At 67.0% G+C, this 15,543-nt stretch carries 16 protein-coding genes and 2 pseudogenes; 5 read left to right on the top strand and 13 right to left on the bottom strand.

Annotation, left to right across the window (positions count from 1 at the left end; all coding sequences use genetic code 11):
- Positions 1-132: 132 nt before the first annotated feature.
- The 4 genes from ACFYZ8_RS40320 to ACFYZ8_RS40305 all read right to left on the bottom strand — a co-directional run bounded on the left by ACFYZ8_RS40320 (position 133) and on the right by ACFYZ8_RS40305 (position 4,480).
- Positions 133-1,194 (bottom strand): BMP family ABC transporter substrate-binding protein, encoded by a 1,062-nt coding sequence (locus ACFYZ8_RS40320; RefSeq protein ID WP_359039584.1) that lies wholly within the window; start codon positions 1,192-1,194, stop codon positions 133-135.
- A gap of 288 nt (positions 1,195-1,482) precedes the next feature.
- Positions 1,483-2,703, bottom strand: coding sequence for a M20 family metallopeptidase (locus ACFYZ8_RS40315; RefSeq protein WP_388541278.1), 1,221 nt, complete (start codon positions 2,701-2,703; stop codon positions 1,483-1,485).
- 464 nt (positions 2,704-3,167) lie between these two features.
- Positions 3,168-3,749, bottom strand: a complete 582-nt coding sequence (locus tag ACFYZ8_RS40310) for a flavodoxin family protein (RefSeq protein WP_359039582.1) — start codon at positions 3,747-3,749, stop codon at positions 3,168-3,170.
- 323 nt (positions 3,750-4,072) lie between these two features.
- Positions 4,073-4,480, bottom strand: a complete 408-nt coding sequence (locus tag ACFYZ8_RS40305) for an ATP-binding protein (RefSeq protein WP_388541201.1) — start codon at positions 4,478-4,480, stop codon at positions 4,073-4,075.
- 216 nt (positions 4,481-4,696) lie between these two features.
- Between ACFYZ8_RS40305 and ACFYZ8_RS40300 the strand changes: the two genes are divergently transcribed.
- From ACFYZ8_RS40300 to ACFYZ8_RS40290, 3 genes are all read left to right on the top strand, one after another.
- On the top strand, positions 4,697-5,548 hold the full coding sequence (locus tag ACFYZ8_RS40300; protein ID WP_388541198.1) for a Scr1 family TA system antitoxin-like transcriptional regulator: 852 nt from the start codon (positions 4,697-4,699) through the stop codon (positions 5,546-5,548).
- 8 nt (positions 5,549-5,556) lie between these two features.
- Positions 5,557-5,757, top strand: a complete 201-nt coding sequence (locus ACFYZ8_RS40295) for a DUF397 domain-containing protein (protein ID WP_359039576.1) — start codon at positions 5,557-5,559, stop codon at positions 5,755-5,757.
- Between the two features lie 75 nt (positions 5,758-5,832).
- Positions 5,833-6,492, top strand: coding sequence for a class I SAM-dependent methyltransferase (locus ACFYZ8_RS40290; protein WP_388541196.1), 660 nt, complete (start codon positions 5,833-5,835; stop codon positions 6,490-6,492).
- A 16-nt stretch (positions 6,493-6,508) separates the two neighbouring features.
- Here the strand turns inward: ACFYZ8_RS40290 and ACFYZ8_RS40285 are convergent, their stop codons facing one another.
- The 9 genes and pseudogenes from ACFYZ8_RS40285 to ACFYZ8_RS40245 all read right to left on the bottom strand — a co-directional run bounded on the left by ACFYZ8_RS40285 (position 6,509) and on the right by ACFYZ8_RS40245 (position 13,509).
- The gene (locus ACFYZ8_RS40285) at positions 6,509-6,817 is read right to left on the bottom strand and encodes a hypothetical protein (protein ID WP_388541193.1); all 309 of its coding nucleotides are present in this window, start codon (positions 6,815-6,817) and stop codon (positions 6,509-6,511) included.
- Positions 6,818-6,866: 49 nt separating this feature from the next.
- Complete coding sequence (locus ACFYZ8_RS40280) at positions 6,867-7,298, bottom strand: SMI1/KNR4 family protein (RefSeq protein ID WP_388541276.1); 432 nt, start codon at positions 7,296-7,298, stop codon at positions 6,867-6,869.
- Positions 7,299-7,330: 32 nt separating this feature from the next.
- A complete protein-coding gene (locus ACFYZ8_RS40275; RefSeq protein ID WP_388541191.1) occupies positions 7,331-7,639 on the bottom strand; it encodes a hypothetical protein in 309 nt (102 codons plus the stop codon).
- A 617-nt stretch (positions 7,640-8,256) separates the two neighbouring features.
- Positions 8,257-8,793, bottom strand: coding sequence for a hypothetical protein (locus ACFYZ8_RS40270; RefSeq protein ID WP_388541188.1), 537 nt, complete (start codon positions 8,791-8,793; stop codon positions 8,257-8,259).
- Between the two features lie 161 nt (positions 8,794-8,954).
- Positions 8,955-9,389, bottom strand: a complete 435-nt coding sequence (locus ACFYZ8_RS40265; RefSeq protein ID WP_388541186.1) for a contact-dependent growth inhibition system immunity protein — start codon at positions 9,387-9,389, stop codon at positions 8,955-8,957.
- Positions 9,386-10,786 (bottom strand): annotated as a pseudogene (locus tag ACFYZ8_RS40260) (polymorphic toxin type 28 domain-containing protein); the annotation flags it as partial. The gene ACFYZ8_RS40265 and the pseudogene ACFYZ8_RS40260, both read right to left, overlap by 4 nt.
- A gap of 319 nt (positions 10,787-11,105) precedes the next feature.
- A pseudogene (locus tag ACFYZ8_RS40255) lies at positions 11,106-12,512 on the bottom strand (putative T7SS-secreted protein); the annotation flags it as partial.
- The gene (locus ACFYZ8_RS40250; protein ID WP_359039566.1) at positions 12,512-13,114 is read right to left on the bottom strand and encodes a hypothetical protein; all 603 of its coding nucleotides are present in this window, start codon (positions 13,112-13,114) and stop codon (positions 12,512-12,514) included. The pseudogene ACFYZ8_RS40255 and the gene ACFYZ8_RS40250, both read right to left, overlap by 1 nt.
- Complete coding sequence (locus tag ACFYZ8_RS40245; RefSeq protein ID WP_359039564.1) at positions 13,111-13,509, bottom strand: SseB family protein; 399 nt, start codon at positions 13,507-13,509, stop codon at positions 13,111-13,113. The genes ACFYZ8_RS40250 and ACFYZ8_RS40245 overlap by 4 nt, the downstream gene beginning before the upstream one ends.
- Before the next feature lie 311 nt (positions 13,510-13,820).
- Here ACFYZ8_RS40245 and ACFYZ8_RS40240 point away from each other — a divergent pair, with 311 nt between their 5' ends.
- Both ACFYZ8_RS40240 and ACFYZ8_RS40235 read left to right on the top strand, forming a co-directional pair.
- Positions 13,821-14,612 (top strand): methyltransferase, encoded by a 792-nt coding sequence (locus ACFYZ8_RS40240; RefSeq protein WP_359039562.1) that lies wholly within the window; start codon positions 13,821-13,823, stop codon positions 14,610-14,612.
- Entirely contained in the window at positions 14,609-15,532 is a 924-nt protein-coding gene (locus ACFYZ8_RS40235) for a DMT family transporter (protein ID WP_389050810.1), read from the top strand. Before ACFYZ8_RS40240 ends, ACFYZ8_RS40235 begins: the two co-directional genes overlap by 4 nt.
- The last annotated feature ends 11 nt before the right edge of the window (positions 15,533-15,543 follow it).

Below are 15,543 nucleotides of genomic sequence, written 5' to 3'. Positions count from 1 at the left end.
GCCTGATCCGCCGGACGGGCCTTGGCGCGGCTACTCCGTGCTACACGCGTAGAGTCGCCACATTGTTATGGCCCGGCGAGGGGGCTGTCGAGGCCCCTTCGCCGAGCCCGGGTTCCGGCGGGAACCGTCAGGTCAGCTGGTCTTGACCTTGATGGTGCCGTCGACGATCTTCTTCTTCGCCTCGTCCAGCTTGGGCTGGATGTCGTCGATGAAGCCACCGCTGGTGGACAGGCCGACACCGCCCTTGGCGAGCGAGTAGAGCTGGTTGCCGGTCAGCGGCTTGCCCTCGTGGACGGACTTGATGAAGTCGTAGACGCCGACGTCGACGTTCTTGACCATCGAGGTCAGGATCGAGTTCTTGAACTTGGCCAGACCCGGGATGTTGTACTGGTCCGAGTCGACGCCGATGGCCCAGGCGCCCTTGACGCCGGAGACGGCCTCGATCGAGCCGTTGCCGGAGGAACCGGCCGCGGCGTAGATCACGTCGGCGCCGTTGTCCAGCATGCCGGACGCGGCCTCCTTGCCCTTGGCGGGGTCGGCGAAGCCGGAGAAGTCCGAGCCATGGGTCAGGTACTGGACGTCGACCTTGACCTTGGGGTTGGTGTCCTTGACGCCCTGGGTGTAGCCCGCCTCGAACTTCTTGATCAGCGGGGTGTCCACACCGCCGATGAAGCCGACGTGGTCCTTCTTGGTCTTCAGCGCCGCGGCGACACCGGCCAGGTAGGAACCCTGCTCCTCGGTGAACGTGATGCTGTCGACGTTCTTGGCGTTCGCGACCGCGTCGATGAGGCCGAAATTGACCTTCGGGTACTTCGCGGCGACCTTGTCGACCGAGGTGGCGTAGGAGAAGCCGACGGCCACGATCGGGTTGTAGCCGGCGTCGGCGAGGTCGGTCAGGCGCTGCTCGCGGTCGGCCTCGGTGTCGGAGCTCTTGGCGGTGAGTTCCTTGATGGAACCGCCGAACTCCTTCGCCGCCTTGTCGGCACCGCGCGCGGCGGAGTCGTTGAAGGAACGGTCACCACGGCCGCCGACGTCGTAGGCGAGACCGATCTTGATGCCGCCCTTGCCGCCGTCCGAGGAAGACGAGGAGGACGAGCTGTCGTTCTCCGAGGAGGTGCTGCCACACGCGGTGGCAGTCAGTGCGAGTGCTGCGGTCGCGATACACGCAGCGGAAAGCTTGGCTACCCGGCGCACGGGAGGCTCCTTCACCTGACCTGAGCGCCTCGTCGGCGCTTCATGTGAGCACCATGCCAGTGCTCGGGCCTGTACGCCCCTGCGGCGTTGGCTTCGCGGCATCGTAACGCGCGTAGATGTCGGAAACAGACCTACTCCGAAGCCGTTATCGATTCGAGGCAAACAGCGTCTGAACTGAGGCTCTACGGGCTTCGCACACCCGGATTGCGATGAGCGCACGATTGGCTTACGAGCATGTTGCGCCGGTCGGCGGAACGGCCCCCGAGGGGGCCGTCCGTCACGCTGGGATCACTGTGCGGCGTCGAGCAGGGCCGCGGCCGTGAACAGCTCCACGCCTACGGTGATGGCGGACTCGTCGGCGTCGAAGTCGCCCTGGTGGAGGTCGCGCACGGTCCGCTCGCCCGGGGTGCGCACGCCGAGGCGGGCCATGGCACCGGGGACGTGCTGGAGGTACCAGGAGAAGTCCTCGCCGCCGAGGCTCTGCTCGGTGCTCTCGACCGAGTCGGCGCCGCGCCGGGCGGTCATGGCCTCGCGGAGCAGCCCGGTGACGTCGGCGTCGTTGACGACCGGCGGCACGCCCCGCACGTAGTTGATCTCGGACTTGGCCCCGTGCAGGTTGGCGACCTCGTCGATCGCGGCCACGACGATGTCCGGCGCCTGCCGCCAGGCGTCGATGTCCAGGCAGCGCACGGTCCCGGAGAGCTCGGCGTGCTGCGGGATGACGTTCGGGGCGTGCCCCGACTCGATCCGCCCCCAGGTCACGGCGAGCCCGGCGCGGGTGTCGACGCGCCGGCCGACGAGGGCGGGGACGTCGGTGACGACGCGGGCGGCGGCGGTGACGAGGTCGGTGGTGAGGTGCGGGCGCGCGGTGTGCCCGCCGGGTCCGTCGAGGGAGATCTCCAGCCGGTCGCAGGCGGAGGTGATGGCACCGGTCCTGAGCCCGACCTTCCCGGCGTCGACCCGCGGGTCGCAGTGCACGGCGAGCATCTTGCCGACCCCCTCCAGCACACCGCAGCCGATGGCGTCGGCGGCCCCGCCGGGCAGCACCTCCTCGGCGGGCTGGAAGATCAGCCGCACGGGCCGCGGCAGCAGGCCCTTCTTGTCGAGCTCGGCGAGGACGAGCCCGGCGCCGAGCACCACGGCGGTGTGCACATCATGCCCGCAGGCATGCGCCCGATCGGGCACGGTCGACCGGTACGAGCACTCGGTCTTCATGTCCGGGATGGGCAGACCGTCGATGTCGGCACGCAGGGCGAGCATGGGCCGCCCCCCGTCCCACTCCCCGATGTCGCACACGAGCCCGGTCCCGACGGCGAGCACACGCGGCTTCAACCCGGCCTGCTCCAGCCGCTCCTTGATCGCCGCGGTGGTGCGGAACTCCTGGTTGCCGAGCTCCGGGTGCATGTGCAGGTCGCGTCGGAACAGTACGAGTTCGGCGTGCAGTTCCTCGCTCAGCACGCCAGGAAGCGCGGCTTCCCCGGGCAGATCGACCTCGGACTCCAGTGACATCAGTTGCTTCACCCTCTAAAGGGTAGGACGCCGGGGCGACCAACCGACCCGCGATCAACAAAACTTCAACCCGGCGTGGGAAGAAAATCTGGCCGCTCGACGCATGGATGTGATTTGAGATGGGTAGGACCCTCTTTTCCCACACATACCATGCCGGGCTAGGGCTCGGTGGTTCTGTTCATCTGTCGAAACGGCATTGGGACACGGTGGGGACGGGGGCGGGGGTATAGAGCTGTGCCGGAGGAGGGCCGGTGACGGGGTCCACAGAAGTGATTTCGCTTCGCCGACCGAGCCGGGGGCGTCAGCCCAGGGCAATCGCCACAGAGTCGGCCCTGTCCGCCCTAGCCCGCCCTAGCCCGCCCTAGCCCGCACCGGGGCACTTCACCCCGCCCCGTCAAGCACCCCGCCCGCCTCGACGCGGCCCGCTTGCCGGCGCCGGATCCCTCCCACTCGCCTGACGGCGATCAGGCGGCGCGGCCCTGGAGGAACACTCGCGCCGTCTCCGTCACCCGGCGGCCCAGGTGCTCGGCGGTCTTGACGTCTGACTTGTGGACGGCGTCCGGCCCCTCGTCGACGTTGGTCTGAGCGGCGGCGCCGGCGAAGACGCCGAGGCGGTTGAGGTCGTGCTCGGAGCCTTCGCTGTTGTTCCAGCCGGGGTGCAGCCCGAGGTTGACCCAGTGCATGCCGTGCTGCGCGGCGAGGATCTGGAAGAACTGCAGGGTGTGCAGCTTGTCGCCGCTCTTGGAGCCGGAGTTGGTGAAGCCGGCGGCCAGCTTGTCCTTCCAGTCCTGCCCGAACCAGCGCTTCGAGGACGCCTCGGCGAAGACGTGGAAGGCACCGGAGGCGGTACCCATGTAGGTCGGCGAGCCGAAGACGACGGCGTCCGAGCGGTCCAGCAGTGCCCACTGCTCGTCGGTGATCTCGTCGACCTTGATCAGATGCACCTCGGCACCCGCCTCGGCGGCACCGTCCCGGACGGCTTCGGCGAGGACGGCGGTGTGCCCGTAGCCGGAGTGGTAGGCGATGGAAACGACAGGGGTGGTCACAGCGCGTACTCCTGGAACGAAGGAAAGAACGAGCAGCCCGGGACGGGCAGCCCGCTGACACTCCCGAGAAAAGCACTAACTGAAAGTTAGCGCAACCCATTGGTTAGCGCTGAGGTGGATGTTGTGGGACGAATCACCCGGGAACGGCATGTCGGCATCCACCGGAACGACCTGGAGATCCGTCACAGGTGCCACCTGCGGACCGCCGGCGATGGCACCGATGGGCGGCCTTCCAGCAGACAAGCGCGGGGCGGCCGCTCCCCCGCCGGCCCCGGCCGCCGAGCTTCGACAGATGCGCCACGATCCGCGCCGACGGACAGAACTCAGGCCGCGCCCAGCTCACACCACACGAACTTCCCCCGGTTGCCGTGCCTGGCCAACGGCTGCCACCCCCACAAATCGGCGCATGCCTTGACCAGCGCCAGCCCTCGCCCCTCTTCCGCCTCCTTCAACAGATCCCACTCCCCCGGCGGTTCAGGAGGCCCAGGGTCCGCATCCCACGCCCCGATCCGCAGCACCCCCGCCGACCAACGCACCCTCAGAGCCGCGGGCCCCTTCGTATGCCGTACGGCATTGGAGACCAGCTCGGCCGCGAGGAGCTCCGCGGTGTCGGCCAGGCGGATCAGACCGTGCATCGTGAGGATGAGGCGGAGTGTGCGGCGGGAGACGGTGACGGCTCGGAGGTCGTTCGGGATGTGGAGGGTGTACTCCCAGGGGGCACTTTCGGGCATGGGTCGACTCCAGTCGAGTAGGGGAATTTCGGGCGGTGGCAGTGCCGCGACCGCCATGGCAGGACGGGGCGGTGCGCTTCCGGGGTCCCGGTGATTCCGCAGCGTGTGCGTCACGTGACCGACGGTAGACCTTAGATTTAAGAAACCGCAAGCTGATCGCGTAATCTGACCCCGAACGAGTCGTGCTCACAAGCACGTTGGACCGAAGGGTGGTCGATGGCGACCAAGCGGGAGCCCACAGCGCGCCAGATGCGTTTGGCTACGGAGTTGCGCAGGCTCCGCGAGGCGGCAGCCCTGAATGCCCGTGAGGCAGCGGCACTGCTCGGAGTGAACTCCGTCCAGATCAGTCAGATCGAGTCAGGCGTGTCAGGGGTGAGCGAGAAGCGCCTGCGCCGACTCGCCGCCAACTACTCCTGCTCGGACGACGAGTTCATTGACGCCCTGGTGGCCATGGCTACCGACCGGACCCGCGGCTGGTGGGAGGAGTACCGGGGACATCTGCCCATGCCGTTCCTGGACCTCGCCGAGCTGGAGCATCACGCCACCTCTCTGCGGGAGGCCCAGTTTCTGTACGTCCCCGGCCCCCTCCAGACAGAGGACTACGCCCGTGCCGTATACGCCTACAGGGTGCCCGAACTTCCTCACGAAGCACTGGAGTTGCGAGTCCAACACCGAATGCGGCGCAAGGTGGTCCTTGAAGGACCCGCCCCCAAGCCGTACGAGGCCGTCATCCACGAGGCGGCGCTGCGCATCATGGTCAGTCGCCGGGCCGCTTCACGAGCCCAGCTCTCTCATGTCCTACAGGTCTCCGAGGCGGACCACATCACTGTGCGCGTCATCCCCTTCGACCGGGAAGACTTCGCCGGCGCCGCGAGCGCGATGACATATGCGGCAGGCGCCGTGCCCAGGCTGGACACCGTCGTGCGGGACGGCCCCCACGGAGCGAACTTCATCGATTCCGAAGCCCAACTCGTCGCCTTTCGAACACTCTTCCGTAAAGTGGAGGCCGTATCGCTCGATCCGGAGCGGTCACGTGACTTCATCCACCGGCTGACGAAAGAGCTGTGAGGCGCCCCATGGACACCCCCGACAATTGGCGGAAGTCGTCCTACTCGGGTCCCGGCGACGGCGACTCCTGCGTCGAAATCGCAAACTCTCACAACCACATAGCCATACGCGACTCCAAGACCCTGGGGGGCGCCATCCTCACCTTCCCGACCGACGCCTTCGCGCCGTTCATCGAAGCGCTCAAGTCCCCGCACCCCACCCCCCGATGACCGCCAGGCAAACTCCACACGGCGCCCCGCGACTTCCCACACCCCGGCCCCAACCACCCCGCTAGGGTGCAGCCCGTGAACGCCGAGAACCCCGACTTCATACGGGCCACCCGAACCGCGTACGACACGATCGCCGAGCCCTACAGCGAGCAGTTCTCCGACTGGGCCGGCATCCCCACGCTGGACAGAGCCCAGATCACGGGCTTCGCGGAGCTGGTGAAGGAACAGAACGCCGGCCCGGTGGCAGACATCGGCAGCGGCCCGGGACACGTGACCGCGGCGCTCCACGGACTCGGCGTCCCGGTCTTCGGCGTGGACGTCTCCCCGAGGATGGTCGAACTGGCCCGCAGGGCCCACCCGGGCCTCCGCTTCCACGTGGGCTCGATGACGTCGTTGGACCTACCGTCGGAGACGCTCGGCGGCATCACGGCCCTCTACTCGATCATCCACGTCCCGGACGACCACCTCCCCACGGCCTTCGCGGAGTTCCACCGCGTCCTCGCCCCCGGCGCCCACGCCCTGATCGGCTTCCAGTACGAGCCCGGCGGCACCTACATGCACCTCGACGAACGCTTCGGCCACAAGATCTCCCTCGACTACTGGCTGCGCGCCCCGGAAGCGGTGGCGGAGCCCCTGGCCGAGGCCGGCCTCCAGGTGATCGTCCGAGTCCTCAGGGAGCCCCTGGACGACGAAAAGCTCTCCCGCGCCTACCTCGTAGCGAGGAAACCCGCGTAGGACACACGTCCTCCTGTCAGGACCGGTCACGCAACATCTGGAAGGTCACAGTGACTTCACCTCGGGATAGATGCAATAGCGCCTCGAGGACGTCCTGCCAAGAGTCAAACGTGAACTCGCACGGCCGACTGGCAGTATTGATGACATTTTCCCACACCACGGCCTTGTCTGGATAGACACTCAAGGACCATCCAGATTCATGGACCAGAACAATGTCGAAGTGCTCATGATCCGCATTCTTCAGTTCTGCGAGCAGCTCACGAATCCTCGTTTCATCGGGTTCATCAATAGAATCCCCCATAACATTGTTCACGAAATAGGGCATGCTCCATCCTCATGACAGCAGGACACCTGGAAGCCGACCAAAGCCCCTGTTAGCGATACCAGTCATCACCCCCACCCCCAAGGGAACTCCGCAAGAAGCTTTGAAGGGAAGGCGAGATCCAGTTTCTGCTATCCGTCTCGTGATCCCAAACGAACACATCATCCCGTTCTGGCGTCCGGACGAATGCGAACCTGTCTCCCCCGCCGCTGTCGCCAAAGAAGAGGAGCGGATCAAACGGCATATACAGACTGCGAAACTGCTCATTGTCACGCAAGGAGATGTTTTCGGCGAGTATCCGGTCAGCCGACCAGACAGTCTCCACTCCGTACTCGTCACTGATCCCGTCAGACACCCCGAGAAGTGACCGGAGGGACTGTGGGAGAGACTGTCCAAGCCGTTCTTCAACGAGCATCAGGGCCTGCTCCGTGGCAGCCGATTTCAGCTCTACGCCTGTAAATTCGAGCAAAGTTTCACGCCACATGGCCGCCCATTCCCCTGAACCCATCTTCCACCTCACCCCTCAAGCAAGTCGATGACATACTCTTTGATTTCATTCGGCAATTCCTCAAGTTGCATTTCTCGTAACGGTGCAACGTGATCAAGTGTGACATGCCCGGTGGAAGTCAGCTCAAGGATTGCGTGCAATTCAGACTCCAGAGCGGAGTACACCTTCTCGACGACCGCGGTTGATGACAACAATGCCACCAATGCTGACACTTGAGCTGGCGTATATAAGCCAAGGCGGTCCACGATCTCTTCGGCAGCGCGTTCTCGGACACCAGCTTCGGGAGCCAAGATCTTCCGAATCAGATCAACGAACACACATGTTTCCACTTCCATTACCCCGCCGGATCAACATGAAAAACCGGCACCCCCGAGGCCTCCCCGGAGAAGGGAAACCCGGCGCCCCCCAGGCGAAGGCAGCAACTTCAGGCACGTAATCACCGTAAGGAAAGGAGAAAGAATTTACTCTCACAACGAGCCCCCGTGGATGCAGTGCATTCAAATCCGCCGAGTGCAGAGACAGACCGTACGCCATCCAGGCGACATCGCGCCAGTGCATGGGAGCTTCGGGCAATTCCAGCCAAAGCTTCTCTTGGATTTGAACGGCGCGTCGAGGTGTAGTTCCAGCAGGTTCGGCCTCAGCGGTGATATTCGCGGCCAACCCGCCGATCGGACTACGCTTCCTGTAACGAAACGTCTTCATCCAAGTTCCTCCCAGTTCAAACCGCGGGCAGGGTGAGACTCTTCGACTGAAAGAGCTCGTCTTCCATTCCGGTATTGTCACGTATGCACCTGGCCGAACACTTCGGTGACAAGATCTCCCTCGCAGGCCTCGATCTGCGTTCCGTCGCCCGGGGGCTGCTCTCGCCCACCTCCAGCGCTGGTTCGACTTCCGAAGGAGGAGTCCAGGCCGGTGGACCGGAGGGCCGCTCGAATCAGGATCCGTTGGATGGTGAATTTCGAGCAAGCATGGCCGCCGCATCACGCTGGGAAATCTCCATCAGTGCTTCATGCGTGTAGGAATCCATATCTTGCACGAAGGGTGGCAGCCCAACCCGGCGAGTGCAGAACGTGACGTGGGCAGTGAGCAGCTTGTCGTCGAGACCCCCCTCGGACAGGGATACGTACGCCAGGACGGGCCACGGCGAGCTTGCCGATGCCGCCAACAAGGCCGTGCAGGCATAGGACAGGGAGCGGTCCAGGAGCGACATGGACCTTTCGGGGCCCGAGTCCGGGAGGTCGTAGTCCATCATTCCTCGACCGTTGACTGTGGCCTCGTAGTGAATGACATCTCCGAAGTCGGACTGTCCAGCCCCCGAATAGTTCGAGTACAGAGCTGTCAGAAGGTGCGCACCATTTTCCACGGTCCAACCGCCCTGCACGACGGCACGGAACTGGTCTGGCACGCGTTCTGCTTGAACACGCAGCTCGACACCCTCGAGCACATCGGACATTCCGGCGTTCATTCTCATGGCCGTTTTTCTCTCAGCATGCGCAATCCCTTTTCAATGCCGGCCTGGAACCCGGGGTTTTACCGACTGCCTTCTCAATTGAACGCGGGTCAAGGCTTGGTCCGTACAGCCGGGTTAAAGTCTGCGCTTGCAAATTCGAGAGCCGAAGCCGCACAGTTAATTCAAAGCTCCTCAGGAAGCGACGCCAAGAACGCCTCAACCTCGCGCTTCTCATAGGTTGACAGATCGGACAGCAGGGTTACAGCGTTTTTAAGCTCGCGCGCTAGCTCAGGGTGAGTCCTCCACACTTCCGGACTTCTCGTGACAGCCGCATAAAGCAAGTCACCGTCGACGAATCCACCAGCAGGCTGTTTAAGCGCTTCGTCCCGGAGAATCTCAACCGCCAAAGGGAGCAGCCACAGCAAGCCGACATCCTGGCCGATCAAACGTGCCAGCTCATCGGGTTCCAGCGTTCCGATAGGTCGTCGGCGCCATTCGTGGACCGTTCTGACCAGTGACGTCGCATCGGCAGGCGGTTCTCCCCAGCGTTCGCCGTCCAATTGTTCAAGGGACTTGCTACGGTCGCCAGATTGGGGCATCGTCGATTCCTCCGTCATCGATGACCTATGGAGTGCAGGAAGCCGTTCAGCCTGTCAAGCTCGTCAATGGCTTCCTTGCGCTTCTTGAGCAGAGTTTCCATGCCACGTTCAGTTATGCCCGCGGGCGGATTCTCCAGCTCCCGCTCAAGAGCCAACCTCACCTTGTCCAGTCCATTTCGCGCGCCCTTCAAATCTGCAATATGATCGTAGGGCGTGCCGTCTGGCTTGCGTGCCACGACCTCTCCTTGCGCTTCACGCCTGGCCGCATTGTAATGATTGTGATTGGGTTGCGAGTTTATCTCCCCGATCGGATCCTTCTTGATGTTTTCAAGCTTCCTGATCGCCTTCATGGCGTCTTCCCGCAAACCCAGGTCACGATATGGCGAGAGACCGAGGGAATCGGTCCAGACATGGGGGTTGTGGACGTACGCGACGGGGTTGTCAGCGGGGGCCAGACCGAGGGGGTCAGGGGTGGCGTAGCGGGCTGTTTCAGGGTCGTAGTGACGGAAGTAGTTGTAATGCAGGCCGGTTTCAGGGTCGTAGTACTGCCCGGGAAAGCGTAGAGGGGTGTACGCGCTGCTGTCGGTGGGCCAGGCTGTCTTACCCCACAAGGTCGAGCGCATGCGCCACGCGATGTCACCGCGTTCGTCCACCAGTTCCAGAGGGGTTCCGACAAGGTCGGTGACGATGGCGAAGAAGCGGGAGTCAATCTCCTGCTGGGACGCGGCGACCGCGTTGATGCGTTCGGTCTGAGCAATCGGGTGCAGACCCTGGTGGTCCCAGGTCAAGGTGACAGAATGGGGCAGGGACGCCGAGGTGGTGGTCTGCTCGCACAGCGTAATGCCGTCCCAGACGAAGTCGACTCGCTCGATGACTGTCCTGCCGTCGCTTGCAAGGCGCAACTTTGCTGTGCGGCGGCCCAGGGGGTCATAGGTGTACCGCCAGCAGGTGCCATCCGGTGTGGTGACCGACGTCAGGCGGTTTTCTGCGTCCCATTCGTAGTGCCAGGTTTCAGGTCGGCGGGACAAGCGGCTTTTCTGGCGCAGGCGCATCCGGCCGGCTGCGTCGTATTCGTAGCGGACGTTGCCCGCGCTGGTAATACGGGTGCCGGTATAGGTGCGCTCACCTGTCGCCCCGTGGCCCGGGTGGGTGGACGGCCAGGCAGCCCGTGTCTGGTTGCCCACCTCGTCGTAGGCGTACGTTTCTGTCCAGTTCGCCGCATGGACTGTGGTGACCCGGCCCGCCGCATCTAGTTCGAAACGGCGCGCACCGTTCAGGTGGTCGTCGACGGCCATCAGGTTGCCATCGGCTCGGTAGGTGTAGGCGCGGTGCTGGAGGCGGCGCCCGGTCGGGGCGACGACGTCCTGTTCCGTCAGGCGCCCCAAGGAGTCGAAAGCGTGGGTCAGGGTCAGGGACCCTGCTCTTCAGGTGGTAACCGGCCGAGTGCACGATCCCGGTCGGGGCGCCCTCGTCGTCGTACTCGAACGTCAGCCACTGGCCCGAGCGGTCGATGATCTGGGAGAGCAGGGCGATGCCGTCGCCGCCCGGGCCCGCGAAGTCCCAGATGCGGCCGGTTGCCAGGTCGGTGACCGTGTAGTCGCCGTACTCGTCGACCGTCAGGGGGTGGCCCTCGCCGGCCAGAGGCAGGGTCGGGACGCCGGGGGCCGGGTGGGGGTAGGCCAGCAGGGAGCCGTCCTCGCGGACGAAGACGACCCCTTCAGCGTCGATCTCCAGGCGCTGGTCGGCCGTCGACGTCCAGCACGGGCCGAACCAGCGGCCCGCCCGATACGACGACTCGAACTGGCGGGAGAAGACCAGTGGCAGCCGGGCGGGCAGTGTCACATCCGTCTGCGGCAGGGACATACGTCCGGTGGCCATGTCAATCGGATCACCACCCAAGGTCTTGCACCACAGTTCCCGGGCAACGTCTCGCAACCCCCTGCCGACGCTTCTGCGTGCGGCGCCCGTTGCGGCGTCCTTGGCGACCCCACGCAGAGCATCCCGCGCAGCCGCACGCCCCACACCCCCGGCGCCCTTCCCCCCGATCAGGTTCGAGTAGAAGTACCCGGCCGCGTCCCCCGGGTCGCTCGACCACCCCGTCCCCAGGAGTGACATGGGCAGTCGCTCCGGGTGGGCCGCCGTGCCCACCAGGCCCGCCAGCAGCAGCTGGGAGTTCTTCATCCACTCGCCGGGATGCGTCAGGTTGTACGGGTCCAGCGGGTTGGCCGTGCGGGCCAGTTTCAGCAGGTCGGTGCCGCCGCGCAGCAGGCCGCCCGCGAAGTGGACCGAGTTGAGCTGGGTGCCGACGAACAGGTCCGCCGCGTCGGCGCCCACGCGGTGGGTGAACTCCGGTTTCGGCGGCGCCGATTCCAGCGCGGCAGCGATCTTGCGGCGGGCGTCCTCGGCCACGTCGGTGCGCTGACGGCGGGCATGGGCGAGGATCTCCTCGGCCTCCTGGCGGCCCGCCGTACCCGGGTCGATCAGTTCGCCGGGCTTCGTCGGCTTCGCGCCCGGGTCGCCGCCCGCCTCGGCGGTCGCGGTGTAGCGCTCGGCCGCCTCGTTGTACGCCCGCACCTGCGCGGCATGCGCGTCCGCCGCCCGCCGGGAGGCGTCCTCGGCCCGGCGGTAGGTGTCGATCGCCACCTGTGCCTGCCCCTGCGCCCAGGTCACCGTGTCCGCGTACGACTCCAGCGCGGAAGCCGCCGCCGTGCACGCGTCCGCCGCCGTCAGCCATTGCTTGGGCTGGACCTCGAACTTCGCGCGGAACGCGTCCGCCGCCCGGCCCCGCCACTCCCCCGGGTCCAGCGAGCGCATGCCCTGGCCGACGTTCTCGAAGGCCGCCGCGAACTTGTGCAGATGCCCGGCCCGTTCACGCAGGGCCGACGCACTGCCGTGTACGAGCTCCTTCGGGTCCTCGCTCTCGCCCAGCGCGCGTTCGGCCACCGTGCCGCCCAGGCGGTTGTTCACGCTCTCGCCGACGTCGCGGACCCGCTCCGCCGCGCCGTCCGCGCCGACCGCCGACAGGACGTCCGCCGTCTTGTCCGCGCCCCAGCCCACCGCCTCGCCGACACCCTTGTTCAGGCTGTCGGCGGCGTTCTCCAGTCCGTCACCGAAGCCGTTGACGACATCCCCGAAGCCCATCAGCCCTCACCCTCCGGGGAATCCGGAGCGGGCGGCCCGCTCCACTGCCAGTCCGTGTCCGGGTCCAAGAACGCGTCCGGCGTCACCGTCGACGTCGAGACGTCCTCCGCCGCCTGCGACCAGGCCGCCTTCACCTCGTCCTGGCCGGACGTGAAGGACTCCGCGCTGTAGTCCGCGTTCGCCACCTGCGAGACGGGGTTGTCCTTCAACGTCTCCGACCAGGAACGTTCCTTCACCTCCTCCGGCGAGAGGTACGGGTTGCCCGTGCCTGCCGTCCACGCCGCCTTCAAGGTGTCCGACACGTACTGTTCCTGCTCGTGGTAGATCCCCGCCGACAGCCCCAGGCGGCCCGCGAACTCGTTCGCGTCCTGCATCAGTGAGCGCACACCCCAGCCCCAGCGGTCGCAGAAGTCCGCGAAGACCCCCTGCAAGGCGTCGTCGCCCGTCTCCAGTCCGGTCAGGGAGAGGTCGTCGAAGCCGCGGCCCAGGTTCGCCTCGATGTCGAAACCGAACTGCTTCAGCTCCGCCATCGCCTGGTTGATGCCGCGGGTGATCCGCTGCATCGCCTCCGGATCGACCTGGTAGCCGTCGCCCCCGCTCATGCGCCCGCTCCTTCCGTGGCGGCGTCCACGGCCTCCGCGTCCGGCACGATCCCCACCACCGGCGGCAGCACGAAGCCCGTCGGGCTGCCCGCGTCCACCGCGATCCCCGCCGGGCCGTCCACCCTCGGGATCACCTGGTCCAGCAATCGGGCGCCGAACACCGCCACCCACCCGGGGGGAGCCTCACCCCGTGCCTCGGCGAACCGTTCCAGCGCCGCGACGTCCGTGAACGCGAACAACCAGCGGACACCGCCCGCCTCCGCCGACAGCAACGAGCCGTCCACGACCGGCACCAGCACCTCGCCGCGCCGGAACTCACCCACCAGGGCCCGCAGATCACCCTGCCCGGCCGCCGCCAGATCCGTCAGCCGTTCCCGCAACGCCTCGGCACTCACGTCAGCCCGTCCCTGTCCGCCGTCCCGTCCCGTGCCCGCCCCGCGCATCACCGGACATCGCACAAGTGAACGATCATGCTAGACGGTCGGGTTCGGTGGACGCCATCCATGGTGTTTCGGCCACAAGCCGCCGCGCCGAGCCCCGGCCTACGCGGGGCGCACCCGGGCTGCGCCGCAGCGAACCGGAAGCGGCCCGGTCGTTTTCCGGCCGAACGACCTCGGCTAGGTAGAACTACCGAAGTCCCCGAGCCCCTGGGCCAGTAGAAACGTCTCCGGTACCTGATCGTCGTGGAGTCGTGGAGGACATACGCATGCCCATGCCTGGTCACTCGATACACCGTGCGCTGGCCGCCGGCCTGGACGTGACGGCAGGACAGCGGGTGCTGGATCTCGGGTGCGGGACCGGTGGGACGCTTCAGGCCGTGGTCGAGCGGGCGCCGGGGGTCGTGCCGTACGGGTGCGATGTCGATCCGGAGGCGGTGGCGGCCGCGCGGACGCTGCTGGGGGCCGCCGCCGAGATCGAGGTGCACGATCTGAACAAGCCGACCCGGTACGCCGCCGGCAGCATGGACGCGGTCGTCTGCCACGACGTCCTGGAGTTCCTGCGCGACCCGGCGGCCCTGGTCGACGAGGTCGGCCGGCTGCTGCGGCCCGGCGGTACGGCGGTGATCTCGCACACCGACTACGACGCCCTGGTGATCCACGCGGGCGACCCGGAGCTGACCCGTGCCGTGTGCCACGGCTGGGCCGAGTTTCCCGAGGAGTGGATGGAGTTCAGCGACGCCTGGATGGGGCGCAAGGCGGCCGCCCTGGTGCGCAAGAGCCTGCTGACCGTGGAACGCGTCGACACCCATGTGACCGTGGGCACCGAGCTGACCGGGTTCGCCCGGCACCGGGTGGAGCAGATCGCGGCGGCCCTGCGGGAACGCGCGCTCAACGGGACGGGGCCCCTGTCGGTGTCGGACCTCGACGAGTGGACCGCGTCGGTGGAACAGGCCGCGCGGGACGGGGAGTTCTTCTACGCCGAGACCGCCTTCCTCGTGCGGGCGACCGCCGCGCACGTCCCGTCCCGCGAGGCCGGGGTCGAGGCCGTCCCCGTATGACCGCCGCCATGACGCCGCCGGACGCCACGCCACCTCCGGGCGCCGTGTCCCCCGTGCGGGCCGCCGCGCCGGCGATGGCCGCCACCGTCTGTGCCATGGTCAGCGTGCAGACCGGGGCCTCGCTGGCCGTGCCCCTCTTCGGGACGGTGTCTCCGGCCGGGACGGCCTGGCTGCGGCTGAGCTGCGCGGCGGTGATCCTGCTCCTGTGGACCAGGCCGCGGCCCGGGCGGCTGCCGCGCAGTGGGCTCGGCGCGGCAGCGGCGCTCGGCGGTGCCAGCGCGGTGATGACCCTGTGCTCCTTCCAGGCCATCGACCGGCTGCCGCTGGGCACGGTCAGCGCGGTGGAGTTCACGGGACCGCTGCTGGTCGCGGTCGTGGGGTCGCGGCGGCGGGCCGATCTGGTGTGGCCGTTGCTGGCGCTGGCCGGGGTGCTGCTGCTGACCCGGCCCTGGGAGGCCTCCGCGGACTGGGCCGGGATCGGGTACGCGCTGGGTGCCGCGGCCGGCCTCGGTGGCTACATCGTGCTGACCCAGCGGGTCGGCGACCGGCTGCCCGGCCGGCAGGGGGTCGCGTTGTCCACGGCCGCGGCGGCCGTGACCACCGGTCTGGTGGTGGCGGTCGGCGGCGGGGCGGAGGCGGACTGGTTCGGACCGCACGTGCTGGCGGTCTCGGCGCTGGCCGCCGTACTGCTGCCGATCGTCCCGCACCTCCTGGAACTGTTCGCGCTGCGCCGGCTGACGGCCGGGGCGTTCGGCACGCTGATGAGCCTGGAGCCCGCGGTGGCCACGGGCATCGGTTTCCTGGTCCTGGCCCAGACGCCGGACGCGCGCCAGCTGGCCGGGGTGGTGCTGGTGTGCGTGGCGGGCACGGCGGCCTGCCGGGGCGGTGCGCGGGGGGCGGGCGCGCCGGTGCCGGGATGACCGGCCATGGC

Source organism: Streptomyces sp. NPDC001668 (genome assembly GCF_042893155.1).
Taxonomy (GTDB): domain Bacteria; phylum Actinomycetota; class Actinomycetes; order Streptomycetales; family Streptomycetaceae; genus Streptomyces.
The sequence above is the reverse complement of the archived record's forward strand: the minus strand, read 5'-3'. Positions and strand labels throughout refer to the sequence as shown.